This window comes from Mycobacterium mantenii, assembly GCF_010731775.1.
In the GTDB taxonomy this organism is placed as follows: Bacteria; Actinomycetota; Actinomycetes; order Mycobacteriales; family Mycobacteriaceae; genus Mycobacterium; species Mycobacterium mantenii.
Map to the genome: position 1 here is coordinate 3,982,829 of NZ_AP022590.1, position 23,462 is coordinate 4,006,290.

The 23,462-nt window shown below is 68.2% G+C and carries 18 protein-coding genes and 1 pseudogene; 9 read left to right on the top strand and 10 right to left on the bottom strand.

The genetic code is table 11. From position 1 onward, the window contains the following. Positions 1-6 precede the first annotated feature (6 nt). Both G6N50_RS18005 and G6N50_RS18010 read right to left on the bottom strand, forming a co-directional pair. Positions 7-1,357, bottom strand: a pseudogene (locus G6N50_RS18005) (HNH endonuclease signature motif containing protein). Positions 1,358-1,461: 104 nt separating this feature from the next. Next, entirely contained in the window at positions 1,462-3,108 is a 1,647-nt protein-coding gene (locus G6N50_RS18010; RefSeq protein WP_083096663.1) for an acetolactate synthase large subunit, read from the bottom strand. A gap of 90 nt (positions 3,109-3,198) precedes the next feature. Here G6N50_RS18010 and G6N50_RS18015 point away from each other — a divergent pair, with 90 nt between their 5' ends. Next, positions 3,199-4,617: an NADP-dependent succinic semialdehyde dehydrogenase gene (locus tag G6N50_RS18015; RefSeq protein WP_083096662.1), complete on the top strand. Its 1,419-nt coding sequence runs from the start codon at positions 3,199-3,201 to the stop codon at positions 4,615-4,617. 193 nt (positions 4,618-4,810) lie between these two features. Here G6N50_RS18015 and G6N50_RS18020 read toward each other — a convergent pair whose 3' ends face one another. The 3 genes from G6N50_RS18020 to G6N50_RS18030 all read right to left on the bottom strand — a co-directional run bounded on the left by G6N50_RS18020 (position 4,811) and on the right by G6N50_RS18030 (position 8,295). Next, on the bottom strand, positions 4,811-5,746 hold the full coding sequence (locus G6N50_RS18020) for a R2-like ligand-binding oxidase (RefSeq protein WP_083096661.1): 936 nt from the start codon (positions 5,744-5,746) through the stop codon (positions 4,811-4,813). Beyond that, positions 5,743-6,426, bottom strand: coding sequence for a TetR/AcrR family transcriptional regulator (locus G6N50_RS18025; RefSeq protein WP_083096660.1), 684 nt, complete (start codon positions 6,424-6,426; stop codon positions 5,743-5,745). The genes G6N50_RS18020 and G6N50_RS18025 overlap by 4 nt, the downstream gene beginning before the upstream one ends. Positions 6,427-6,582: 156 nt before the next feature. After that, positions 6,583-8,295 (bottom strand): acyl-CoA dehydrogenase family protein, encoded by a 1,713-nt coding sequence (locus G6N50_RS18030; RefSeq protein ID WP_083096658.1) that lies wholly within the window; start codon positions 8,293-8,295, stop codon positions 6,583-6,585. A 125-nt stretch (positions 8,296-8,420) separates the two neighbouring features. On the opposite strand from G6N50_RS18030, the gene G6N50_RS18035 reads away from it, so the two are divergent. Genes G6N50_RS18035 through G6N50_RS18045 form a run of 3 tightly spaced genes read left to right on the top strand, consistent with a single transcriptional unit; the run spans position 8,421 to position 11,397 of the window. Then, positions 8,421-9,401: a phosphotriesterase family protein gene (locus tag G6N50_RS18035; protein ID WP_083096656.1), complete on the top strand. Its 981-nt coding sequence runs from the start codon at positions 8,421-8,423 to the stop codon at positions 9,399-9,401. Further along, the gene (locus G6N50_RS18040) at positions 9,394-10,866 is read left to right on the top strand and encodes an AMP-binding protein (protein WP_083096654.1); all 1,473 of its coding nucleotides are present in this window, start codon (positions 9,394-9,396) and stop codon (positions 10,864-10,866) included. The genes G6N50_RS18035 and G6N50_RS18040 overlap by 8 nt, the downstream gene beginning before the upstream one ends. Before the next feature lie 54 nt (positions 10,867-10,920). Beyond that, complete coding sequence (locus tag G6N50_RS18045) at positions 10,921-11,397, top strand: YbjN domain-containing protein (protein ID WP_083096652.1); 477 nt, start codon at positions 10,921-10,923, stop codon at positions 11,395-11,397. Here G6N50_RS18045 and G6N50_RS18050 read toward each other — a convergent pair. Further along, on the bottom strand, positions 11,394-12,566 hold the full coding sequence (locus tag G6N50_RS18050; RefSeq protein ID WP_083096650.1) for an acyltransferase family protein: 1,173 nt from the start codon (positions 12,564-12,566) through the stop codon (positions 11,394-11,396). The genes G6N50_RS18045 and G6N50_RS18050 overlap by 4 nt on opposite strands. Positions 12,567-12,746: 180 nt before the next feature. Between G6N50_RS18050 and G6N50_RS18055 the strand changes: the two genes are divergently transcribed. Together G6N50_RS18055 and G6N50_RS18060 are read left to right on the top strand one after the other, a co-directional pair. Continuing rightward, on the top strand, positions 12,747-14,036 hold the full coding sequence (locus G6N50_RS18055) for a DUF3068 domain-containing protein (RefSeq protein ID WP_163650863.1): 1,290 nt from the start codon (positions 12,747-12,749) through the stop codon (positions 14,034-14,036). Between the two features lie 21 nt (positions 14,037-14,057). Beyond that, positions 14,058-15,764, top strand: coding sequence for a hypothetical protein (locus G6N50_RS18060; protein WP_083097713.1), 1,707 nt, complete (start codon positions 14,058-14,060; stop codon positions 15,762-15,764). On the opposite strand, the gene G6N50_RS18065 is transcribed toward G6N50_RS18060, so the two are convergent. Continuing rightward, the gene (locus G6N50_RS18065) at positions 15,747-16,910 is read right to left on the bottom strand and encodes a glycosyltransferase family 4 protein (RefSeq protein WP_083097711.1); all 1,164 of its coding nucleotides are present in this window, start codon (positions 16,908-16,910) and stop codon (positions 15,747-15,749) included. The two genes, G6N50_RS18060 and G6N50_RS18065, sit on opposite strands and share 18 nt — an antisense overlap. A gap of 65 nt (positions 16,911-16,975) precedes the next feature. On the opposite strand from G6N50_RS18065, the gene G6N50_RS18070 reads away from it, so the two are divergent. The 3 genes from G6N50_RS18070 to G6N50_RS18080 all read left to right on the top strand — a co-directional run bounded on the left by G6N50_RS18070 (position 16,976) and on the right by G6N50_RS18080 (position 20,428). Beyond that, positions 16,976-17,743: a class I SAM-dependent methyltransferase gene (locus tag G6N50_RS18070; RefSeq protein WP_083097727.1), complete on the top strand. Its 768-nt coding sequence runs from the start codon at positions 16,976-16,978 to the stop codon at positions 17,741-17,743. A gap of 95 nt (positions 17,744-17,838) precedes the next feature. Continuing rightward, the gene (locus tag G6N50_RS18075; RefSeq protein ID WP_083097709.1) at positions 17,839-19,311 is read left to right on the top strand and encodes an aldehyde dehydrogenase; all 1,473 of its coding nucleotides are present in this window, start codon (positions 17,839-17,841) and stop codon (positions 19,309-19,311) included. A 451-nt stretch (positions 19,312-19,762) separates the two neighbouring features. Next, positions 19,763-20,428, top strand: a complete 666-nt coding sequence (locus G6N50_RS18080) for a TetR/AcrR family transcriptional regulator (RefSeq protein WP_232068776.1) — start codon at positions 19,763-19,765, stop codon at positions 20,426-20,428. A gap of 5 nt (positions 20,429-20,433) precedes the next feature. Here G6N50_RS18080 and G6N50_RS18085 read toward each other — a convergent pair whose 3' ends face one another. The 3 genes from G6N50_RS18085 to G6N50_RS18095 form a co-directional block, all read right to left on the bottom strand. Then, complete coding sequence (locus G6N50_RS18085; protein ID WP_083097707.1) at positions 20,434-20,730, bottom strand: hypothetical protein; 297 nt, start codon at positions 20,728-20,730, stop codon at positions 20,434-20,436. Further along, the gene (locus G6N50_RS18090) at positions 20,727-22,232 is read right to left on the bottom strand and encodes a class I adenylate-forming enzyme family protein (RefSeq protein WP_083097705.1); all 1,506 of its coding nucleotides are present in this window, start codon (positions 22,230-22,232) and stop codon (positions 20,727-20,729) included. Before G6N50_RS18090 ends, G6N50_RS18085 begins: the two co-directional genes overlap by 4 nt. A gap of 337 nt (positions 22,233-22,569) precedes the next feature. Beyond that, positions 22,570-23,361 (bottom strand): crotonase/enoyl-CoA hydratase family protein, encoded by a 792-nt coding sequence (locus G6N50_RS18095; RefSeq protein WP_083097704.1) that lies wholly within the window; start codon positions 23,359-23,361, stop codon positions 22,570-22,572. Between the last annotated feature and the right edge of the window lie 101 nt (positions 23,362-23,462).

Here is a 23,462-nt window from a genome sequence, read left to right on the forward strand (position 1 = left end):
CGCCCGCTATTCGTCCTGGCGGCGGAGAAGTCGCTCGGGGTGGTGGAAGGTGTTGGTGCGGGGCCGGCCGCGATCGAGCCGGGGCGGCGGGATCCATTCGGTGTCGCCCGCGTTGTTTTTGCGGGTAGACCAGCCGCCGGGTTGCAGCAGGCGGTGATGCGGCCCGCACGCGAAGGTGAGTTGGTCAACGTCGGTGGCGTTTGCTGTACTCGGTTACGTGGTGGACTTCGCAGTAGTAGCCGGGCACGGTGCACCCGGGCGAGGAGCAGCCACGATCCTTGGCGTACAGGACGATTCGCTGTCCGGGTGAGGCGAGGCGCTTGGCGTGATACAGGGCCAGCGCTTTGCCCTTGTCGAAAATGGCCAAATAGTGGTGCGCGTGCCGGGCCAGACGGATCACGTCGCTCATCGGCAGGATGGTGCCGCCACCGGTCAGCCCCCGGCCGGCTGCGGCCTCCAACTCCTGCAGCGTCGTGGTGACGATGATGGAGGCCGGTAACCCGTTGTGCTGAGCCAACTCTCCCGAGGCCAGCACGCCGCGCAGCGCGGCCAGCAGCCCGTCATGGTTGCGTTGGCTCGCCGAGCGCGGATCGCGTTCGATGGCTTCCTGGGTGGGTGCGCCGCCGACGCACGGTGTCTCGTCGAGCGGGTTGCACATACCCGGGGCGGCCAGTTTGGCCAGCACAGCTTCCAGGGTGGCACGGGCCTCGGGAGTGAGCAGGCCGCGCAGCTCGGATATGCCGTCGGCCTGCTGGTTGCCTAGCGTGAGGCCGCGACGGCGGGCGCGGTCCTCGTCGCGGTAGGTGCCGTCGGGGTTGAGGCAATCGGCCAAGGTGGCGGCCAGCGAGGCGAGCTGCTCGGGGCGAAACTCTCGGCCCTTCGCCACCAACTCGGCCTCGGCCCGCGCCCGCGTTGTGCCGTCGACCCAGCCCGGCAGCTGGTGGTGAAACTTGCGGATCACAGCGACCTGCCCCGTCCCTAGCGTCCCGTCGCGCTGGGCGGCCGCCGTGGCCGCCAGCATCGGTGCCACGGGTTCGCCGGTCAGACCGACGCGCTCCCCGAGGTCGGCGGCCTCTTTGATGCGCCGGGACGCCGCGGCGCGGCTGATCAACGTCGATTCGGCGATCGCGTGCGGCAGAGTGCCACCGAGTTCGGCCGGTGTGGCTTCGCGGGCGACCGCGTTGATCAGCGGATGCTCGACGGCGGGTATGCGCCGGCGCAGCTTCTCGCAACGATCCAGCAGTGCCAGCCGCTGCTGCGTGTTCAACGCATCAAACGTCAAGGCGCAGGCACGGTCCAAGTCGGTATCGAGCGCGTCGAACACCGCGTCGACATCCTGGGGACTACTTGGACTCACACCGCCAAACTAGCCGCATCCACCGACAAAAGCGGGCGTCCGAGTCGCCACAGATTCACACTCGCGCAATTGCTTTGGGGCAAGAAGGGTGCAACCGGCGAGAGTTACAGGGTTTCGTCCAGCTCGCCGAGGCGGTCGGTCAACCGCAGATTCTCGGAGTAATCGACCGGGCAACTGATCAGCGAGACACCGTCGTCGGCCAGCGCGGTCCGCAGCGTCGGCAGCAGCTCCTCGGCGCTGTTGATCCGGTATCCCTTGGCGCCGAAGCTTTCCGCGTAGGTCACCACGTCCGGGTTGTTGAACTTCACGTAGTAGTGCGCGCCGAGTTCGAGGTCCATCTTCCACTCGATGAGGCCGTAACCGCCGTCCTCCCAGATCAGCACCACCAGCGGGATCCGCTCCCGCACGGCGGTCTCGATTTCTTGCGAGTTCATCAGGAACGCGCCGTCGCCGACGACGGCGAGCACCTTGGTCTCCGGCTGCGCCAGCTTGACACCCAGTGCGCCCGGGAGGGCAAAACTCATGGTGGATAAGCCGTTTGAGATCAGGCAGGTGTTCCGCTCGTAGGTCGGGTAGAGCCGGGCCATCCACATCTTGGTGGCGCCGGTATCGACCAGGACGATGTCGCTGCGCCCCAGCGCCGCCCGGGTGTCGGCGACCACCCGGGCCGGCGCCAGCGGATAGCGCGAATCCTGTTGACCCCGTTCGAATTCCTCGGTCAGCAGACCCGAGCCGGGCACCTCGTCGGCATGGTCGAAGCTGTGACCGGACAGCGCGTCGGTCAGGGCGTTCAGCGAATCGCTGATGTCACCGATGATCCCCACGTCGACCGAGTAGTGCGCGTCGACCTCGGCCGGGAATCGGTGAATGTGGATGATCTTCTTGTCGGCCTGCGGGTTGATCCGGACCGGGTCGAACTCCTGCAACTCATAACCGACGGTGATGACGGCGTCGGCGTTGTCGAACCCGAAGTTGACGTAGTCGTGCCGCATGAAGCCGAGCGTGCCGATGCTGTTGGGGTGGTCGTCGGGCATCACCCCCTTGCCGTGGAAGGTGTTGGCCACCTGGATACCGAATTCCTCGGAGAAGCGCACCAGGGCCTTGGTGGCGTCGGCGCGCGCGGCGCCGTGCCCGGCCAGCAACACCGGGCGCTTCGCCTCGCGCAGGACGTCGACGGCGCGTGCCACCTGGCGGGGTGCCGGAGCGTCGGCGCGGACGACGTTGCGGGGCAACGGTCCCAGGTCGTAGTCGGAGTCATCGGCGTCGATGTGCTCGGGCACGGCCAGGTACACCGCGGCCGGACGTTCGGACTCGGCGACTTTGAACGCCTTGCGGACCATCTCGGGGATGGCGCGCGGGGTCGGGATGCCGGCGGACCACCGCGTGATGGGGGCGAACATCGACACCAGGTCGACGTACTGGTGCGACTCCTTGAACTCCCGGTCGTGACCCACCTGGGCGGAGATGGCGACCAGTGGGGTGCTGTTGGTAGTGGCGTCGGCCACACCGAGTTGCATGTTGATCGCGCCGGGCCCCAACGTGGCCGACACTACCGCCGCCCGCCCGGTGACCCTGCCATACATCTCGGCCATGAACGAGGCGGCCTGCTCGTGCCGGGTGAGCACGTAGCGGATGGTCGAGGAAGCCAGCGCCTGCACGAACCGGATGTTCTCCTCGCCGGGCACCCCGAACACGACGGAAACACCCTCGTTTTCCAGGCACTTGACGATCAGCTCAGCGGCTTTGCTCATCCGACACCTCCCTTAGGGGAACGATAGTGGCAGGCTAGGTGTTGGACTTTCCGCCACCAAGCAATACGAACCCGACGAAGGAGCGCCGACGTGCCCATCGCCACCATCAACCCGGCTACCGGCGAGACAGTGAAGACCTTCACCCCGGCCACCGATCAAGAAGTCGATGCCGCGATTGCCCGCGCCTACGAACGCTTCCTCGACTACCGCCACAACACCACGTTTGCCCAGCGCGCCCAGTGGGCAAACGCCACCGCCGACCTCCTTGAGGCGGAGGCCGACGAGGTCGCCGCCATGATGACCCTGGAGATGGGCAAAACCCTGAAATCGGCCAAAGCGGAAGCGATCAAGTGCGCCAAGGGTTTTCGCTACTACGCCGAAAACGCCGAGCAGCTGCTGGCCGACGAGCCGGCCGACGCCAAGGCGGTCGGCGCGAAGCAGGCCTACACTCGCTACCAGCCGCTCGGCGTGGTGCTGGCCGTAATGCCGTGGAACTTCCCGCTCTGGCAGGCCGTTCGTTTCGCCGCGCCCGCGCTGATGGCGGGCAACGTCGGGATCCTCAAGCACGCGTCGAACGTCCCGCAGAGCGCGCTGTATCTGGCCGACGTCATCGCCCGCGGCGGCTTCCCCGCGGGCTGCTTCCAAACCCTGCTCGTCTCCTCCAGCGCGGTCGAGCGAATCCTGCGCGATCCCCGGGTCGCGGCGGCCACCCTGACCGGCAGCGAACCGGCCGGCCAATCTGTGGCGGCCATCGCCGGTGACGAGATCAAGCCGACGGTGCTCGAGCTCGGGGGCAGCGACCCGTTCATCGTCATGCCCTCGGCGGACCTGGACGAGGCCGCCAAGACCGCGGTCACCGCCCGGGTGCAGAACAACGGCCAGTCCTGTATCGCCGCAAAGCGATTCATCGTTCACACCGATGTCTATGACGCGTTCGTCGATAAGTTCACCGAGCGGATGGAGGCGCTGACCATTGGCGACCCGACCGACCCGGACACCGACGTGGGTCCGCTGGCCACCGAGTCGGGCCGCGACGAGATCGCCAAGCAGGTCGACGACGCCGCCGCGGCGGGCGCCACGATCCGCCTCGGTGGCAAGCCCATCGACCGGCCGGGGTGGTACTACCCGCCGACGGTGGTCACCGACATCACCAAGGACATGGCCCTGTACACCGAGGAGGTGTTCGGCCCGGTCGCATCCATGTACCGAGCGGCGGACATCGACGAAGCCATCGACATCGCCAACGCCACCACCTTCGGATTGGGGTCCAACGCCTGGACCAACGACGAGGCCGAGCAGCAGCGCTTCATCGACGACATCGAGGCCGGCCAGGTCTTCATCAACGGGATGACGGTGTCCTATCCCGAGCTGGGGTTCGGCGGCGTCAAGCGGTCGGGGTACGGCCGCGAACTGGCGGGCCTGGGCATCCGGGCGTTCGTCAACGCCAAGACCGTGTGGGTCGGGGAATCCGAGAGCGGCTCCGCGGCCGGCGACAACAAGATCGAGTGACCGCCCGGCCCGCTAGCCGGGCCGGGCCGGGCCGCCGAGCGTGGGGCCTACGCACGAAATGTAGGCAATGCCCGTCTATAGGGCCCACACTCGGCGTGCGTCCGCTAGGCCGGGCGGCGGTCGCGAGCGCGGCGCGGCCGGGCGCAGCGGGTCGCCGCCACCAGGTCCAGCCGGGCGAAGCGCGCCGCCACCATCAGACCCCCGCCAGGGCCCGCTCGTCCTCCTCGGCGAAGGTGTCCTCAAGTTGCAGCGGCGCGTAGTCGAGGTCGATCTCGCCGACGGGGCGCCCGCGCGCGCTGGAGATGGTGCCGAATCGGCGCATCCCCTTATCAGAGGCGTACTGCATGAACTCGTCCACCGACAGGCCGAAGGGCATTGGATCGTAGAGGGCGAAGCCCTCTTCGATGAGACGCAGGCCAAGCGGCATCAGCTCGTTCATCCGCGTCTCGAAGACGCCCCAGTTGGCGTCGTCGGCGGCCACGTGGCGCCGGCAGGTGAAGGTGCCCCACGCCATGTGCCGTCGCTCGTCGTCGCCGATGCGTCGCACCAACTCCTGCATGCCGGGCAGGATGCCGCGTTCCACGCAGATCTTGTGCCAGCCGAAGTAACCGGTAAGCGCCAGCATGCCTTCGACCATGTGGTTGTAGGTCACCGACGCCCGCACCTGGGCGGCCGGAGACGGATCGACCGTCAGCGCGTGCAGGCAGTCCGGCAGCTCCTCGTAGAAGATCGTGCGGTAAGTCGGGACGTCGTCGAGGAAGTTGTGCAGGTCCTCGGTGATACCGACGGCGTCGAGCCACATGCGGAACACCTGGACGTGCTTGGCCTCCTCGAAGGCGAACTGCGTCAGATACATCTCGTCGCCGAGCCGGCCCTCGGCCCGCATCGCGGCCATGAACGGCTGGATGTCCTGGGTCACCGACTCCTCGCCGGCGATGAACTCGGCGCACAACCGAGTCGCGTAGCTGCGCTCGTCGTCGGTCAGGCGTTCCCAGTCCTCGCGATCGCGGGAGAAGTCGATGTCGGCCGGATTCCAGAATTTCGTGTTGCCGCCCGCAAACAGCTTGAGCGGCAAACTGTCCCAGTTCAGACCGCCCTCGGCCATCGAGGCAATTCGGGTTCGATTCATGTGACCTCCTCAGATTGTTTCGGGGCTGAGCCGACGGACGACGCGGAGAACGCGGCCGCCAGCACGGCGACGAGCCTGCGCACGGCCAGCGCCGGCTGCTCCGGCGAGGGCTCGTCGAGCCCCAGGACCGGGTCCAGGCCGCGCATGTAGGGCGCCAGCGCCAGGTGCGGAAAGATCAACAGCAGCAACGACAGCAGCGCGTCGGTATCGGAATCCGCACGCAGGTCGCCGCGGTTCTGCGCGTCGCGGACGAGCGGGCGCATCACTTCCAGGTAGTGGCGGTGGATGACGTTCTGCACGCTCACGCGGGCTTCGGTGTCGACCTCCAGGGTCGCCGCGGCGTGCAGCGCGCGCTCGTGCGGATGGTCCGCGAAGTAAGCCACCCATGCGTCGAGCCAGTCGGTGAGAAACTCGAAAAAGGGTCGGCTCGAGTCGAGTTCGCGGATGCGGTCCTCCATGTAGGCTCGCACCCGCTGGCTGCCGATGTCGGCGATGAACGCATACAGGTCACGCTTGTCGGCGAAGTATTGGAACAGGCTGCCCTTGGCGACCCCGGCGCGGCGCGCGATGACGTTGAGGCTGCCCCGGGAGAACCCGTGGGCGCCGAACTCCGACTCGGCGGCTTCGATGATCGCGGCGCGACGAGCGGGATCGACCCGCGCCCAGGTGACCGTTGGCAATGCCCCTCCTTTGGTGAATGACCACTGGTCATTTTACTGTGAGGAACCTCACAGTCAAGGGGTCGGATAACCACGTGGGCACGCCCAGCGTCACGCCGGCGTGACGGCGGAATGCGAACGTCACGCCGGCGTGACGCTCGGGCGGCGGCGAGAGATCTACGGACGCATCCGGTACGCACCGTTGATTGGCTGGATGTGATCCTTCCAAATCTGGTCGTAGCGCGCGGGATCGTGGGCGGGGCGGCGAATCATCCGCAGCGCGAAGCGGGCCTGCTCGTCCGTTGTCGCGGGCTTGTCGCTGAGTTCCACGGCGTAGGCGTTGAAGTCGCGGACCAGCACCGCGAAGATCTCGTCGATCAAGGTCTCGTCGCAACCCTTTTCGGAGCCCGATAGCCCGGCCTCCTCCAGGATGAGTTGGGCGTAGGGCACGGTGGCGAACAGCTGGCCGACGGCGAAGGCGAAGTCGATGTCCTTCTGCTGCGCGGCATCCGGGGTGGCGCTGGCCAGCATCTCGGCCAGCACGTCGATTTGCGAGCGCAGCAGCGCGACGTTGGGCAACTGCCCGAAGCGGTCGAACGACGCGCGCCAGTCGTGGAAGCGCACCTTGCCCAGGCCGCCGGTCGGTCCCTGCGCGAACAGGAACGTGTCGTCGGCCGCGTCGTCGCGCCGGCCGATCGACGGCAGCGCGGCGTTGGGGGCGAACAGGAAGTTGGGCATGAACTTGGCGAGCAGCCCGATGTTGATGTGGACGGTGCCCTCCAGCCTTGGCAGCAGGCCGATCTCACGGGTCATCGCCTCGAAGATGGTGTCCTTCTCCACGCCTTTGGCGGCGATGACGTCCCACAGCGCGGTGATGACGCGTTCGCCCTCGCTGGTGATCTTGGCCTTGGTGAGCGGGCTGTACAACAGGTAGCGGCGGTCCTGCACCGACGCGCTGCGCATGTAGTCGCTGGCCCGGGTGGCGACCAGCCGCATCGCGACCAGCCGCGTGTAGGCGTCGGTGAGCAGCCGCCGCACGTGGGAGAAATCGGTGACGACGGTGCCATACAGGATGCGGTTGGACGCGTGGGTGACAGCCTCGTACATGGCGTGGGTACACATGCCGACCGCACCCCAGCCGAGGTTGTACTTGCAGACGTTGACGGTGTTGAGCGCGGCGTGGAAGGCGTCGGGACCGCGGTGCAGGATGTCGGCCTCGGTGACCGGGTAGTCGCGCAGCGCGTAGTTGGCCACGTAATTCTGCGAATTCACCACGTTCTTGATCAGGTCGTAGCGGTCATGCTGCGAGTCGGCGGCGAAGAACACGTACTCGTCGGTGCCTTCGAACTTGCCGAAGGTCGAGACCATCCGCGCCACGTTGGCGTTGCCGATGTAGTACTTCTGCCCGCTCGCGGTCCAGCCCCCGTTAGGCGACGCCGTCAGGTTCATGTCGGTCTGGTAGACGTCCGCGCCGTGCGTCTGCTCCGACAGGCCGAAGGCGAACACCTCGCCGGCCTCGAGCAACGCGGCGGCCTTGCGCTTGGCGTCGGAGTTGGCGCTCATCCAGATCGGACCCAGGCCCAGCGCGGTGACCTGGAAGGGATACCAGTAGTTCAGCCCGTAGAAGCCGACGATCTCGGCGAACTCACTGATCCGATAGGTGTCCCAGCGGCAGTCGTCGGCGCCGTACTCGGACGGCGTCAGCAGTGAGGCGAAGATGCGCTCCCGGCCGATGTGCTCCAAAAAGTCCGAGTACCACACCCGTTCGTGGTCGTCGGACTTCAACCGGGCCTTGCCCCGGGACTCGAAGAAGTCCACCGTCGCCGCCATGATCTCCCCCGAGCGGCGGTCTGGGTACTGGCGCTGCAAGTGGTTGGGATTGAGCAACATGACGTGACTCCCAGCGGGTTCTCGACGAGGACGAGGGTGACGGTACTGCAATTGGCGCGGCCGTCGGGGCACACCGAACAAAACGGCCCTGTTGATCGGGTGTCGGTCGACCTAGCATCAGTGGCGTGTCAGAACTCAATACCGCTCGCGGGTCCATCGATACCGCCGCGCTGGGCGTGACCCTCATGCATGAGCACGTGTTCATCATGACCACCGAGATCGCGGAGAACTACCCCGAAGCGTGGGGTGACGAAGAACGTCGCGTCGCCGACGCCATCGACAGACTGAACGAACTGAAGTCGCGCGGCGTGGACACCATCGTCGACCTCACCGTGATCGGCCTTGGCCGCTACATCCCGCGCATCGCCCGAGTCGCGGCGGCCACCGAGCTGAATATCGTTGTGGCGACCGGCCTTTACACCTACAACGACGTGCCGTTCCGTTTCCATTACGAGGGCCCGGGCGGCATGCTGGGCGGTCCCGAGATCATGACCGAGATGTTCGTCCGCGACATCGAGCAAGGCATCGCCGACACCGGCATCAAGGCCGGAATCCTCAAGTGCGCCACCGACGAGCCCGGCCTCACGCCCGGCGTCGAGCGGGTACTGCGCGCCGTGGCTCAGGCGCACAAGCGCACCGGCGTACCGATCTCCACGCACACCCATGCCGGCCTGCGGCGCGGCCTGGATCAGCAGCGCATCTTCGAAGAGGAAGGCGTCGACCTGAGCCGGGTGGTCATCGGCCACTCCGGGGACAGCACCGACATCGGCTATCTCGAAGAGCTCATCGCCCCAGGGTCTTATCTCGGGATGGACAGGTTCGGCCTCGACGTGATCTCACCGTTCGAGGAGCGGGTCAAAATCGTGGCGCAGATGTGCGAGCGCGGGCACGCCGACAAGATGGTGCTCTCCCACGACGCCAACTGCTACTTCGACGCGCTCCCCGAAGAGCTGGTGCCGCAGATGGCGCCGAACTGGCACTACCTGCACATCCACAACGATGTGATCCCCGCCCTGAAGGAACGCGGCGTCACCGACGAGCAGCTGCACACCATGCTGGTGGATAACCCGCGGCGCATCTTCGAGCGGCAGGGCGCATATGAGTGAGCCGATCCCGCCGATCGGCACCCAGATCTCCGCGCTTGCCGAACTCGCTCCCGACGAGCCGGCGGTCACCTGTGATGGGGTGACCGTCACCCGCGCCGAGCTCGACCGTTCGACGAACCGGTTGGCCCGCGCCTACGCCGAGCGGGGTGTCGGGGTGGGCGACTACGTGACCATGGTGCTGCCCAACTCGATCGAATGGATCCAGGCCGCGGTGGCGTGCTGGAAGCTGGGCGCGGTGCCGCAGCCGCTGTCGGCGCGGCTGCCGGAGGCCGAGTTGCAGGGCCTGCTGGAGTTGCGCCCGCCCACCTTGTTGGTGGGCCGCGAGCATCCCGACTTCCCAAGTCTACCAGCGTGTTTCGTTCCCGACCCGGCGCTGTCCGACGCGGCGCTACCGGAGGCGGTGTCGCCGGTGTGGAAGGCGATGGGGTCCGGCGGCAGCACCGGCCGTCCCAAGCTGATCGAATCCGGCGGCGACAGCCGGATACCGGCCGCCATCGGCTATCCCTTGGGCGCACAGGAGGGCGATGTCACGCTGATGCCGGTGCCGCTGTCGCACAATACCGGCTTCACCGCGGCGACCATGGCACTGTTGATGCGCCATCACCTGGTGCTGATGAGCCGGTTCGAGCCGCAGCAATTCCTCCAGCTGATCACCGACCATAAAGTCACCTTCTTGACGACGGTGCCGACGATCATGCAGCGGACGCTGCCGGTCTATTACGCCGATCCGGGTGCCTACGACCTGTCATCGATCCGCCGCTTCTGGCATCTGGCGGCGCCGTGCCCGCCCGCCGTCAAGCAGGCGTGGATCGAACTGCTGGGTCCGGAAAAAGTGTGGGAACTCTATGGCGGCACCGAATTACAGGCGCTGACCTTCATCTCCGGCGACCAGTGGCTGACCCACCGCGGCTCGGTCGGGGTGGTAGTCGCCGGCGAGATGAAGGTGCTCGACGACGACGGCAACCCGTGTCCACCCGGCGTGGAAGGCGAGATCTACATGCGGCCCGCGCCGGGCAGCGCGCCGACGTATCGGTACGTCGGCGCGACGGCGAAGAGCCGCGACGGCTGGGACTCGCTGGGCGACCTCGGCTATTTCGACGCCGACGGATTCCTGTATCTGTCGGACCGCAGGGTGGACATGTTCACCGTCGGCGGCCGCAACGTCTACCCCGCCGAGATCGAGAACGCGCTCTCGGCGCACCCGGACGTGTTGTCCTGTCTGGTCGTCGGCGTCGCCCATGACGATCTCGGCCAGGTGCCCTACGCGCTGGTGCACCCGGCCGACGGGTCGACGCTGGATTCCGCTGCCGTGCAAGCGTTTCTGCGCGACCACGTGGCGGGGTACAAGGTGCCGCACTTCGTCGAGTTCGTCGACACCCCGCTGCGCGACGACGCCGGCAAGGCCCGCCGCTCGGCGGTGCGCGCCCAGATCATGGAGCGCCTGGCTGCCGCGGAGGCGAGCTGACGCGCGAGCGCTCGGACCAAGAATCCTCCAAGCCCGCAGCCGCATCATCGGGGTATGCAGATCGAACCGCTGTGCACCGAGCTGATCGACCGTTACCTGCGATCGCGGCAGTCGCGGTTCTTCCGCAGCGATGATGGCGAGGAGTTCATGATGCTGCCCGGTTACGAGCGCGGCAAGCTGCACGTGAACATGCGGATCAACGGGTTGCGGCGCGACGTTTTCGAGATCACCATCAGCCCCGCCGGCTATTACCCCGCTACCGAACGGCCGCGCCTGATGGAGTTGGTGAACGACTGGAATCGCGAAACTCACTGGCCTAAGGCATTTGTGCGCGAGACCGCCCGACCAACCCACGTCAGCGTGGTCGGTGAGAACGCATACCTGCTCAGCGATGGCATCCACATCGAGGCGCTGGGCAACCTCATCAAATCGGCCGTCGAGTACGGCCGCGACCTGTTCGCCAAGATCGAGCAGGCCATCTGCCTGCCTTCCGCACACGCGCTGGAACAGTGGATGGACCGCACCGGCTAGGGCGCGATCGCATCCGCCTCGGCGTCGACGGCCTGGGCCGTCTCCCCCGGCCTCGCGCGTTTCTCCCAGCGGCGCAACGCTTCTCGGCACGGCGACTCCACCAGCGCGTAGCTGACCGCGGCGATCGCGAAGCCGAAGATCAGCGTCAACACCAACACCGCGGGCATGCGGCCGGTGAACGGGAACGTCCCGAGGACCGGGAACACCATGGCCAGCGCCGCCAGGTGCCACACGAACAGCCCGTAGGACCAGCGCCCCAGGGTCACCATCGCGGTGGTCCCCAAGATGCGATGGCCGGTGTCCACCCGATCCAGCACCAGCGGGGCCACCAGCGCGAAGGCCACCAGCGAGCCCATCGCGGTCTTGACCGCGAACTGGGCCGGGGTACCGGGGACCAGACCCTCGGGACCGGCCAGCGGTGACGCCGCGATCAGGTAGGCGACCACCGCGATGGCGGCCATCACCAGGCGCCGGCGCGCCAAGTGCACCGGCCACCCCATCCCGCTGTGCACCCACTCGGCCAGCAGCATTCCGGCCGCGAACCAGGAGAAGAACGCCGGCGGCCAGTTCAGGGGGTTGATGCCGGACCCCGATTGGATGGGTAGCCAGCCCCAGGCCCAGCTGAGCGCCCCCAGCGCGGCGATCGCCGGCACCCGGGCCCGCACCGGCAGGCGGCGGGCCAGCAGCGCGAGAATCGGCAGCGCCACATAAAAACTGACCTCGACGGACAGGCTCCACATCTGGGTCAGCCCGCCGGTCAGGGTCAGCGGCACGTAGATCTGGGTGAGGGTCAGGTTGGCCAGCCACACCGTCGGGCTGGCGTGGTCGGCGTCGGGCAGCAGGGTCAGGATGACGACGACGGCGACCACGTAGGCGGGCATGATGCGGACCACCCTGGAGCGTAGGTAGTGACCGGTGCGGGGGCGCGGGCCCAGGCCCCTGGCCGCCGCGGCATGTCCGCGCCACAGCAGGAAGCCCGACAGCGCGAAGAACACCGCCACGGCGAGGTCGAAGCGGCCGAACAGCCTGCCGGTGGCGCCGCTGGAGTGCCCGGTCTGGAACGCGACGTGCGTGACCACCACGCCCATGGCCGCGCAGGCGCGCATGCCCTCCACGGCCGGCAGGAAGCTGCGCACGCCGCCCACCCGCTGGTCATCACTCACCATCACAGTTTGCCTGTGCTGGGTTGCCGGCGAGTGGGTACACCCCGAGGACCCGTCCGCAGGAGCGACGGTTCGTAAGTCGCTGCCTTACCTTCTGCTGTTAGGGTCGAACGAGTTTGCCCCGGGCAGCCCGCTCGGGTCGGGTCGCGGCTGGTTGAAGCAAGAAATTGAGGAGGGCACGGCGACGTGAACCGAGCAGTCATGTTGCGGTTCGCCGCATGCGGGATCATCGGACTCGGAGCTGCCCTGCTCATCGCCGCGCTGCTGTTGACGACGTACACCACCAGCAGGATCACCAAGGTCCCCTTGGACGTCGACGCCACGCTGATCAGTGACGGCACCGGGACGGCACTGGACTCTGCGTCGTTGTCGACCGACCACGTCGTCGTCAACCAGAACGTGCCGTTGGTCTCCCAGCAGCAGGTCAGTGTCGAGTCACCCGCCAACGCCGACGTGGTCACGCTGCAGGTCGGAAGTTCGTTGCGGCGCACCGACAAGCAGAAGGACAGCGGGCTGCTGCTGGCGATCGTCGACACCGTCACGCTCAACCGCAAGACCGCGCTGGCCGTCTCCGACGACACCCACACCGGTGGCTCGGTGCAGAAGCCGCGCGCCGTCAACGACGAGAACCCGCCCACCGCGATGCCGCTCCGGCACGACGGGCTGTCCTACCGGTTCCCGTTCCACACCGAGAAGAAGACCTACCCCTACTTCGATCCGATCGCGCAGAAGGCGTTCGACGTCAACTACGACACCCAGGAAGACGTCAACGGGCTGACCACCTACAAGTTCACCCAGAACGTCGGCTACAACGGCGACGGCAAGCTGGTGGCCCCGGTGGCCTACCCGTCGCTGCTGGCCGGCAACGAGGACGCCAAGCAGACCACCTCGGCGTCGATGTGGGGCATCCAGGGTGGGGACCCGAACGAACAGATCACCATGACCCGCTATTACGCGGCGCAACGCACCTTCTGGGTGGATCCGGTGTCGGGCACCATCGTCAAGGAGACCGAGCACGCCCACCACTACTTCGCCCGTGACCCGCTCAAGCCGGAGCTCACGCTGGCCGACTACAAGGTCACCTCGACCGAAGACACCGTCGAATCCCAGGTCAACGCGGCCCGCGACGAGCGCGACCGGCTGGCGCTGTGGTCGCGGGTGCTGCCGATCACGTTCACCGCGGTCGGCCTGATCGCGCTGATCGGCGGCGGGCTGCTCGCGTCGTTCAGCCTGCGCAGCGAGAGCGCGCTGACCGACCCGGGCCTGGACCGGAGCGAACAGGACTTCTTCGGCCGCAGCGGCCTCGAGGAACCGGTGCCCGGCGCCGAGGCCGAGACCGAGAAGCTGCCCACCCAGCGACCCGAGACGCGTCAGGAGTCCGGCCCGCCCGACCCACCCGGCCCGCCCGACCCGGACGAGCCGACCGAGGCGGGGCCGGCCGAGCCGAAGCCGCCCGGCCCGCACGACCGCGAATAGCCCGGCCCGGACGCGTTGACCGTGCGCTGGACCCGACCCGGTTACGCACTGGTCTTGGCGCTGCTGGTGGTCGGGCCGCTGCTGGCACCCGGATACCTGCTGTTGCGCGACGCGGTGTCGACGCCGCGGTCGTATCTGTCCGACACCGCGCTGGGACTGACATCGGCCCCGCGCGCCACCCCCCAAGACTTTGCGGTGGCGCTGGCCTCGCACGTGGTCGACGGCGGCGTCGTGGTCAAAACGCTGCTCGTCGCGGGGCTGTGGATGGCGGGTTGGGGCGCGGCCCGGCTGGTCGCGGTCGCCCTGCCGGACGCCGGCGCGCCCGGCCAGTTCGTCGCCACCACCGTGGCGATCTGGAATCCCTATGTCGCCGAACGGCTTCTGCAGGGTCATTGGAGCCTGCTGGTCGGTTACGGGTGCCTGCCCTGGGTGGCCACGGCCATGCTGACGCTGCGGACGACCGGGTTCGGGTTCTTCGGGCTGGCCTTCTGGGTTGCGCTGGCCGGGCTGACCCCGACCGGGCTGCTGCTCGCCGCAACAGTGGCGCTGGTCTGCTTTGCCGCGCCTGGCGGCGGCCGGTCCCGCGGGTGGTGTGCCGGCGCGGCGCTGGGCGCCGCGCTGGTGGCGGCGCTGCCGTGGCTGACGGCATCGGTGACGGGGTCGTCGTTGACCGCCCACACGGCGGCCAACCGGCTGGGTGTCGAGGCGTTCGCGCCCCGCGCCGAGCCCGGGCTGGGCACCCTGGGCAGCCTGGCCGGCCTCGGCGGCATCTGGAACGGCGACGCCGTACCCGATTCGCGCACCACCCTTTTCGCGGTCGTCTCGGCCGTGGTGCTGCTGGGCGTGGTGGCGGCGGGCCTGCCGACCGTCATCCGCCGCCCGGCGGCGGTGCCGCTGCTGGTGCTGGCGGCGGTGTCCGTGCTGATCCCGGCGGCGCTGGCCACCGGGTCGGGCCTGCAGCTGCTGAGCGCGGTGGTCGACACCGTGCCGGCCTTCGGGGTGCTGCGCGACGGGCAGAAGTGGGTTGCGCTAGCGGTACCCGGCTACGCCCTGGCCGGCGCCGGCGCGACGGTGACGTTGCGCCGCTGGCTGCGGCTTTCCGGGGCCGGCGCACCGGCGCTGGTCTGCTGCCTGGTGCTGCTGCTGGCGCTGCCCGACCTGGCCTGGGGGGTGTTCGGCAAGGTGGCGCCGGTGCGCTATCCGCGCGGCTGGACCGCCGTCGCGGCGACGATCAACGCCCAGCCGGGAACGATAGCGGTGTTGCCGGCCGGCACCATGCGGCTGTTCTCCTGGTCCGGCCCCGCACCGGTGCTGGACCCGCTGCCGCGCTGGGTGCGCGCCGACGTGCTGACCACCGGTGATTTGGTGATCTCGGGGACCACCATCGCCGGGGAAGGCGCGCAGGGGCGGGCGGTGCAGCGGCTGCTCCTGTCCGGGCCCCACCCGGCAGCGCTGGCCGCGGCCGGCGTGGCGTGGCTGGTGGTCGAAGCCGACAGCGCCGGCGACATGGGGGCGGCAGCCCGCACCCTGGGTGCGCTGGCGCCGGTCTATCGGGACAACGAGATTGCGCTCTACCGGATCGGCGGCCAAACCGCCGGGGTGGCCGCCGGGCGCCGGGCGGCGACGGTGATCGCGCATCTGGCGTGGCTGGCGATGCTGGTCGGCGGCGGCGCCGGCGCGGTGATCGGCGCGTGGGGGCGCCGCGCCCGCTCAGCCCCCGGTGACTAGGCCGCTGACCGTGCGGCCGGCCCGCACCGCTTCGAGCACGCCGCGCATCGCGTCCGCGCTTTGCGTCCAGGAGAATTCGCCGCTGCGGGTGTGCGCCTTGGCGCCGAGCTGATCGCGCAGCACCGGATCGGCGAGCAGCTCTTCGAGTCGATCCACCAGCTCGGCGCAGCCGTCCACCAGGATCCCGGTCACCTCGTCGACGATCGAGTCCGACAGGCCGCCGGAGGATCGGTAGCCGACGGTCGGCACCCTGTGCTGGGCCGCCTCGACCACGGCCAAGCCCCAGCCCTCCTTGCGCGAGGGCAGCAGGTGCACCCAAGCCGCTTGCAGGACACGGTGTTTGGTCACGTCGTCGACGTGACCGTGGAACGTCACCGCCGAACTGATGCCGAGCCGCTGCACGTGTTCGACGAGGCGCTCGCGCCACCAGCCGTCGCCGACGATGTCCAGGTGCAGACCCGGTATCCGCGGCCGCAGCCGCGCGACCGCTTCCAGGGCGTCTTCGATCTGCTTGTGCGGTACCAGCCGCGACAGCACGACCACCCGGGGCGCCGCCGACCGCGGGCCCGACAACGACTCCGCCGGCGCTTCGTCAAGGCCGTTGCGCACCACCGCAATCTGCGCACCGTCGACGCCCAGGGTCACCAGGTCGCGCGCGGACGGCAGCGACACGGTGACGTACTGGTTGTGCCGGTTGACCCGCGGCGACAGCGTCGACTCGACAAACCAGCCGAGCCGCCCGAGCAACGGCCCGGCCACCGGCCACTGCTCGCGATGGCAGTGGTGCACCAGCACCACCACGCGGCGGCCGTAGACCAGCCGGGCCAGGAAGGGCAGGCCGTTCTGGGTGTCGACGACCACGTCGGGCCGGACATGGCGCAGCGGGCCGATCCCGATCCGGGCCCACGCCATCGCCAGCAACGCCCACACGTACACCGAGTAGCGGCCCCCGGCACGGTTGATCCGCACGCCGTCGACGACCTCGCGGCGCGGTGCCCCGGGATAGCGGGCGGTGCGCAGCGTCACGGCGATTCCCGAGGCCGCCAGCTGCGCGCCGATGCGCTGCAAATACGCTTCACTGCCCCCACCCTGCGGGTGCCCGGTATCGCGCCAGCACAGCAGCAGTACGGAGCGCAAGGAAGACATTGGTCGTCAGCCTAACCGGCGATGATGTGCACCGGGCAGCGCCGCACATCCGTAGGGTGTGGCCGGTGGCCGCCACCGACCTCTTCGCCCGCCGCGCGACGCTTTCCCGGTCGGTGCGGCTGCTGTCCGAGTTTCGCTACGAGCAACCGGATCCGGCCCGCTTCTACGGCGCCCTGGCCGCCGACACCGCGGCAATGATGAGCGATCTGTGGCGGGCCACCCACGATGTGCCTTTTTCCGGCCGCACGCTGCTCGACGTCGGCGGCGGGCCCGGCTACTTCGCGGCGGCCTTCACCGACGCCGGGGTCCGCTATATCGGGGTCGAACCCGACCCCGGCGAGATGCACGCGGCCGGGCCCGCCGTCGCCGGGGGCGCGGGGACCTTCGTGCGCGCCTCGGGAATGGCGCTGCCCTTCGCCGACGACTCCGTCGACGTCTGCCTGTCCTCCAACGTCGCCGAGCATGTGCCGCGGCCCTGGCGGCTCGGCGCCGAGATGCTGCGGGTGACCAAGCCGGGCGGGCTGGCCGTGCTGTCCTACACCGTCTGGCTGGGGCCGTTCGGCGGCCACGAGATGGGTCTGACGCACTACCTGGGCGGCGCCCGCGCCGCCGCCCGCTACGCCCGCAAGCACGGCCATCCGGCAAAAAACAACTACGGGTCGTCGTTGTTCGCGGTGTCGGCGGCGGAGGGGCTGAGCTGGGCCGAGAACACCGGGGCGATGGTGGCCGCATTTCCCCGCTACCACCCACGATGGGCATGGTGGCTGACCTCGGCGCCGCTGCTGCGCGAGTTCCTGGTGAGTAATCTGGTGCTGGTCCTGCAACCCCAATAGTGGAACGTGTTCTCGTTTTGTGTCGGCTTGGGTAGGGTGACGCCCATGCGCGCCGGCGACGATGCAGCGCGGAGCAATGAGGAGGAGCGGCGCAGATGGCCGACAGTCAGACAACGGAGTACGACAAGCTTTTCATCGGCGGCAAGTGGACCGAGCCGTCGACGAATGAGGTCATCGAGGTGCACTGCCCGGCGACCGGCGAGTACGTCGGCAAGGTACCGCTGGCCGCGGCCGCCGACGTGGACGCCGCGGTCGCCTCCGCCCGCGCCGCGTTCGATAACGGCCCGTGGCCGTCGACGCCGCCGAAGGAGCGCGCGGCCATCATCGGCAATGTGCTCAAGCTGATGGAGGAGCGCAAGGACCACTTCGTCAAGGTCCTCGGCCTCGAGACCGGCCAGCCGCCGACCTCGGTCGAGACGATGCAGTGGATGAGCGGCATCGGGGCGATGAACTTCTTCGCCGGCCCCGCCGTCGACCAGGTCAAGTGGCGGGAGATCCGCAACGGCGGCTACGGCCAGACCATCGTCCATCGTGAGCCACTCGGCGTGGTCGGCGCGATCGTCGCGTGGAACGTGCCGCTGTTCCTGGCGATCAACAAGCTGGGCCCGGCGTTGCTCGCCGGCTGCACCGTGGTGCTCAAGCCGGCTGCCGAAACCCCCTTGAGCGCAAACGCTTTCGTGGAGGTGTTCGCCGAGGCCGGCCTGCCCGAGGGCGTGCTGTCGGTGGTGCCCGGCGGCATCGAAACGGGCCAGGCGCTGACGTCGAACCCGGACGTCGACGTGTTCTCCTTCACCGGCAGCTCGGCCGTCGGCAAGGAGATCGGCAAGCGCGCGGCGGAGATGCTCAAGCCATGCACGCTGGAGCTCGGCGGCAAGTCAGCGGCGATCGTCCTCGACGACGTCGACCTGGCGGCGTCGATCCCGATGCTGGTGTTCTCCGGGATCATGAACACCGGGCAGGCGTGCGTGGCCCAGACCCGCATCCTGGCGCCTCGCTCGCGCTATGACGAAATCGTCGATGCGGTAAGCAATTTCGTGCAGATGCTGCCGATCGGGAAGCCGGACGACCCGGCCGCCCAGATTGGGTCGCTGATCTCGGAGAAGCAGCGCGCCAGGGTCGAGGGCTACATCGCCAAGGGCGTCGAGGAGGGCGCGCGGCTGGTGTGCGGCGGCGGTCGCCCCGAAGGCCTCGACGAGGGCTTCTTCGTGCAGCCCACGGTGTTCGCCGACGTGGACAACAAGATGACGATCGCCCAGGAGGAGATCTTCGGGCCGGTGCTGAGCATCATCGGATACGACACCGAGGAGGACGCGATCAAGATCGCCAACGACTCCGCGTACGGGCTGGCCGGCAGCGTGTGGACCACCGACGTGCCGCGCGGAATCAAGGTCTCGGAGCAGATCCGCACCGGGACCTACGCCATCAACTGGTACGCGTTCGACCCGTGCTGCCCGTTCGGCGGCTACAAGAACTCCGGCATCGGCCGCGAGAACGGGCCGGAAGGTGTCGAGCACTTCACGCAGCAGAAGAGCGTGCTGATGCCGATCGGCTACACCGTCGAGAGCTAGGTCTTGCGTGCGTCGAACGTGCACACCTGGTGAGATGTCTGCCGATTTTCGCGTGAGTGCACGTTCGGCGTTTCGCGGCCGCCGAAGCCGGTCGCGGGGCTAGCGCTGCTGGCCAGCCACTCCCAGTTCTCGTGACTATGCAATAGAGCATAATTTTCGGCCATTTGCGGGACCGCAAGTGCGGGTCGCGCCATCCTCTGCCGCAATTTATGCGGCGTACGTCACATTTGACCTGAGAAATTGCTTAATTTACGGACGTCTTATATGCTTCATAGCATAATCATGGGCCGCGCACAGGCCGGGAGAACATCATGTGGATCATCGAACTGAACGTCGCCGGCTATCAATACATCCGCGAGATGCCAGACTTGCGGCGCCGCCCATTCCGCTTCAGCCCACGTCATATGCACTGGCCGGCGTTGCGGCACTCGCACGCTGCATGACCCCGGCCATGGGAGATACACCCACGCCGACTATCGGAGAGGCCGCGCCGGAGCAAGCCCCGAAACGCGGCGGCACCCGGACCAAAATGTTGGCCAGCGCCGCCGAGGTGATGCGCGAGCGCGGAGCGGCCGGCGTGACCATCGACGCGGTGCTCGCCCGCAGCGGCGCCCCGCGCGGCTCGGTGTACTACCACTTTCCCGACGGGCGCAATCAGATCCTGACCGAGGCGCTGCGCTACTCGGGTGACTCCATCACCGCCATGATCGACGACGCCGCCGGCCGTGGCGCCCGGGTGTTGCTGCAGGAGTTCGTCAAATTCTGGGAGCGGCTGCTCACCGAGGGCGGCTTCACCGCCGGCTGTCCGGTGGTGGCGGCGGCGATCGGCTGTTCGGACGAGGACGGCCCCAATCTTTCCACCGAAGCCGGCGCCATCCTGGGCCGCTGGTGCACCGCGCTCACCCGCGCGTTCGTCAACGACGGCTTCGCCGACGCCGACGCCGCGTCGCTGGCCGTGACGTCGATCGCCGCGCTGGAGGGCGCGATCCTGCTCTCCCGCTCGACCCGCAACGCGGGCCCGCTACACCAGGTTGGGGAGCAGCTCGAATTCCTGATCAAGGCAAAGGAGTTCGTGGTCCGGAACAAGATTCCGGGCAAGCAGGACGCTTCGAACTGACCCGCTCAGTCGCTGGCCGGTAGCGGCTTGACCTCTTTGAGCTGGAGGGCGGTCTGCCCGATGCTCAGACTCCCCGAGCCCGGCTTGGTCACCAGCACCTCGGCACCGGTCTCGTCGACGTAGCGCTTGCCCATGACCGTGCCGTCGGCGAAAGACGGGTCCAGTTCGCCCGACCGTTCGCCCCCGACCGGCACCATCGGCGCACCGCCACAACGCAAGTCGTCGAGGCTGTCGGCGCTTCTGACGACGATCACCTGCGTGTCGCATACCTGGCTGGCGAGGCGGGTTCCGTTTTTGATCATGCGCGTAATCCTTCTAGCGTCTCGATGATTTCCCTCCGAAGCACCTTGCCCGTGGGTGTGGTTGGCAGCTCGTCGCGAAACACTACGCGGTCGGGGGTACGCGAACCGCGCAAACTCTTGCGGACGTACTCCCGCAATTCCTCGGGGTCGGGGTCGGCGCCGGGCCGCGGCACCACCACGGCGACGATCGCCTGGCCCCACTGCGGGTCTTCGACCCCGACCACGGCGACGTCGCGCACGTGGGGGTGCTCGACCAGCACCTCCTCCAACTCCGCGGGCGCGATGTTCTCGCCGCCGCGGATGATGGTGTCATCACTGCGTCCGCCGATGAACAGGTAACCCTCGTCGTCCAGCATCGCGATGTCCTTGGTCGGGAACCAGCCGTTCTCGTCGAGCACCGAGCCGATCCCGGTGTAGCGGCCGGACACCTGCTCGCCCCGCACGAACAGTTCGCCGGTTTCACCCGGCGGCAGCACGTTGCCGGCCTCGTCGCGGATCTGCACCTCGATGCCGGGCACCGGGCGTCCGACCGACCCCAACCGCTTCACGGCGGCCGCATCCGACGCCGCCTGCGCGGCGCGGTGGTCGTCGGGGGTCAACACCGCGATCGTCGAGCTCGTCTCGGTCAGCCCGTAGGCGTTGACGAAGCCCACCCCGGGCAGCAGCTCGAGCGCTCGGCGAACCAGCGGCAGGCCGACCTTCGAGCCGCCGTAGGCCAGGTTGCGCAGCGACGGAAGCTCGTGTCCGCCGGCCTCCAGCGCGGTGACGATGCGGTCCAGCATGGTGGGAACCACCGTCGCGGTGGTCACCCGCTCGGCGTTGACCAGCCGCACCCATTCCGCGGCATCGAAGTTGGGCAGGTAGACCATCTTGCGGCCGGCGTAGAGATTCGACAGCGCGGCGCTCACCCCGGCGATGTGGTACGGCGGCACGCAGATCAGCGCGGCGTCGTCGGGCTGGGCCGAGTCGAATTCGACCGAACCGGTGATGTAGCTGGTCAGGTTGTTGTGCGAGAGTTCGACGGCCTTGGGCTGCGACGTGGTGCCCGAGGTGAACAGCACGATCGCGACCGACTCCGGGTCGGGGAACTCGGCAGCGGGCTCAGCGCTGCGGGCGGCCGCCAAGAACTCTTCGGATCCCAGCACCCGTTTCGACGACTCGCCGACCGCGTCCCGATAGCGGCTGTCGACGATCACCAGGGGTTCGGGCAGCCGCTCGATCAGCGCCTGGATGCCCTCGGCGGACAGCCGGTAGTTGATCGGGGTGAAGGCCACTCCGGCGCGGGCCGAGGCGAAGATCAGCACCGGCAGCAGCGCTCCGCCGGTCCCGACGTAGGCCACATGCTGCGCGCCCGACTCCGCGATGACGCCCGCGCCGCCGTCAGCGAGATCACTGAGCTGCTGCGCAGTCAGCCGCATGGAGCTAGACGGCCCCTCAGAAACAACGGCCGTCCGGTCGGGGTTGCCCGACGCGGCCATCTCCAGCAGCAAAGAAATACTCACGCTTGAACTTTCTCCGGTAGCGGCACGTTACAAAGCTAGCCAAAAGTGTCATGCTCGACTGTAGTTTAGATTACCCGGGCATCCCACGGTCCAGCGCCGTCGACCAGGCCTGGGCGGGCGTTCGTTGCGCCGCAATGGTTTATCCGCGGTTTATCCGCCGCCGACGATCGGTTAAACCCGGAACGGTGAGGTTGACGCCGACGATCAGCAACGCGCAAGCGCGGCCGACGCCCAACCTGCCGACCAGGCTCCGTGCCGGACCGCCCCGTCACCGCCGAGGACAGCGCGGACGCCGAAAACCTTGCGGCCGAAGAGAATCGAGCCGCCTAGCGGAGTATCAGGTGCCCGTCCACTTGGGTGGGCGCTTCTCCGCGAAGGCGATGGCGCCTTCCTTGGCGTCATTGGAGGAGAACACCGGGGCCAGCAGTTTGTTCTGCTCGGCGAACATGTCCTCTGGGCTCCAGCCGCGGGACTCGACGATGATCCGCTTGGTGGCGGCCACCGCGAGCGGCCCGTTGGCCGCGATCCGTTCGGCCAGGTCGATCGCGGCGTCCAGCGCGCCGCCGGGCTCGGCCAGCACGTTGACCATGCCCAGCGCATGCGCGCGCTCGGCGCTCAGGTTCTCACCGGTCAGTGCCAGCTCCATGGCGATCGCGGACGGGATGCGCTGCGGCAGCCGCAGCAACCCTCCACCGCCGGCGACCAGCCCACGCTTGACCTCCGGAATGCCGAACGCCGAGTCCTTCGAGGCCACGATCAGGTCGGTGGCCAGCGCCAGTTCGGTGCCGCCGGCGAGCGCGTAGCCCTCGACCGCCGCGATCAGCGGCTTGACCGGGGGACGCTCGGTGAAGCCCATGCCGCGGCCCTCGACGATGGGGAGCTCACCGCGGGCGAAGGCTTTGAGATCCATCCCCGCGCAGAACGAGCCACCCGCCCCGGTGAGGATACCCACCGAAAGGCCGGTCTCGTTGTCGAGCCGATCCACGGCGGCGGCCAGGCCATTGGCCACCGCGGAGTTGACCGCGTTCTTGGCCTTCGGCCGGTTGATCGTGATGATGAGAATTCGATCCCGTTGTTCGACCAGAACTTCGGGTTCTTCGGTGCCGCCCTCTTGGTTTCCACTGCTCACGGTGCCGCACAGCTCCTTATACGATCGGTGGCTTTGAGATAGCTCCTGACGGACCGATGGTAACCGTCGGCGGAAATGGCGTTAACGCCCCGGAGAGATTC

Bases quoted from the DNA above. Each gene is read 5' to 3' on its own strand.
- G6N50_RS18010 (WP_083096663.1), bottom strand. From the start codon at position 3,108: ATGAGCAAAGCCGCTGAGCTGATCGTCAAGTGCCTGGAAAACGAGGGT.
- G6N50_RS18020 (WP_083096661.1), bottom strand. From the start codon at position 5,746: ATGAATCGAACCCGAATTGCCTCGATGGCCGAGGGCGGTCTGAACTGG.
- G6N50_RS18030 (WP_083096658.1), bottom strand. From the start codon at position 8,295: ATGTTGCTCAATCCCAACCACTTGCAGCGCCAGTACCCAGACCGCCGC.
- G6N50_RS18040 (WP_083096654.1), top strand. From the start codon at position 9,394: ATGAGTGAGCCGATCCCGCCGATCGGCACCCAGATCTCCGCGCTTGCC.
- G6N50_RS18045 (WP_083096652.1), top strand. From the start codon at position 10,921: ATGCAGATCGAACCGCTGTGCACCGAGCTGATCGACCGTTACCTGCGA.
- G6N50_RS18065 (WP_083097711.1), bottom strand. From the start codon at position 16,910: ATGTCTTCCTTGCGCTCCGTACTGCTGCTGTGCTGGCGCGATACCGGG.
- G6N50_RS18075 (WP_083097709.1), top strand. From the start codon at position 17,839: ATGGCCGACAGTCAGACAACGGAGTACGACAAGCTTTTCATCGGCGGC.
- G6N50_RS18080 (WP_232068776.1), top strand. From the start codon at position 19,763: ATGGGAGATACACCCACGCCGACTATCGGAGAGGCCGCGCCGGAGCAA.
- G6N50_RS18085 (WP_083097707.1), bottom strand. From the start codon at position 20,730: ATGATCAAAAACGGAACCCGCCTCGCCAGCCAGGTATGCGACACGCAG.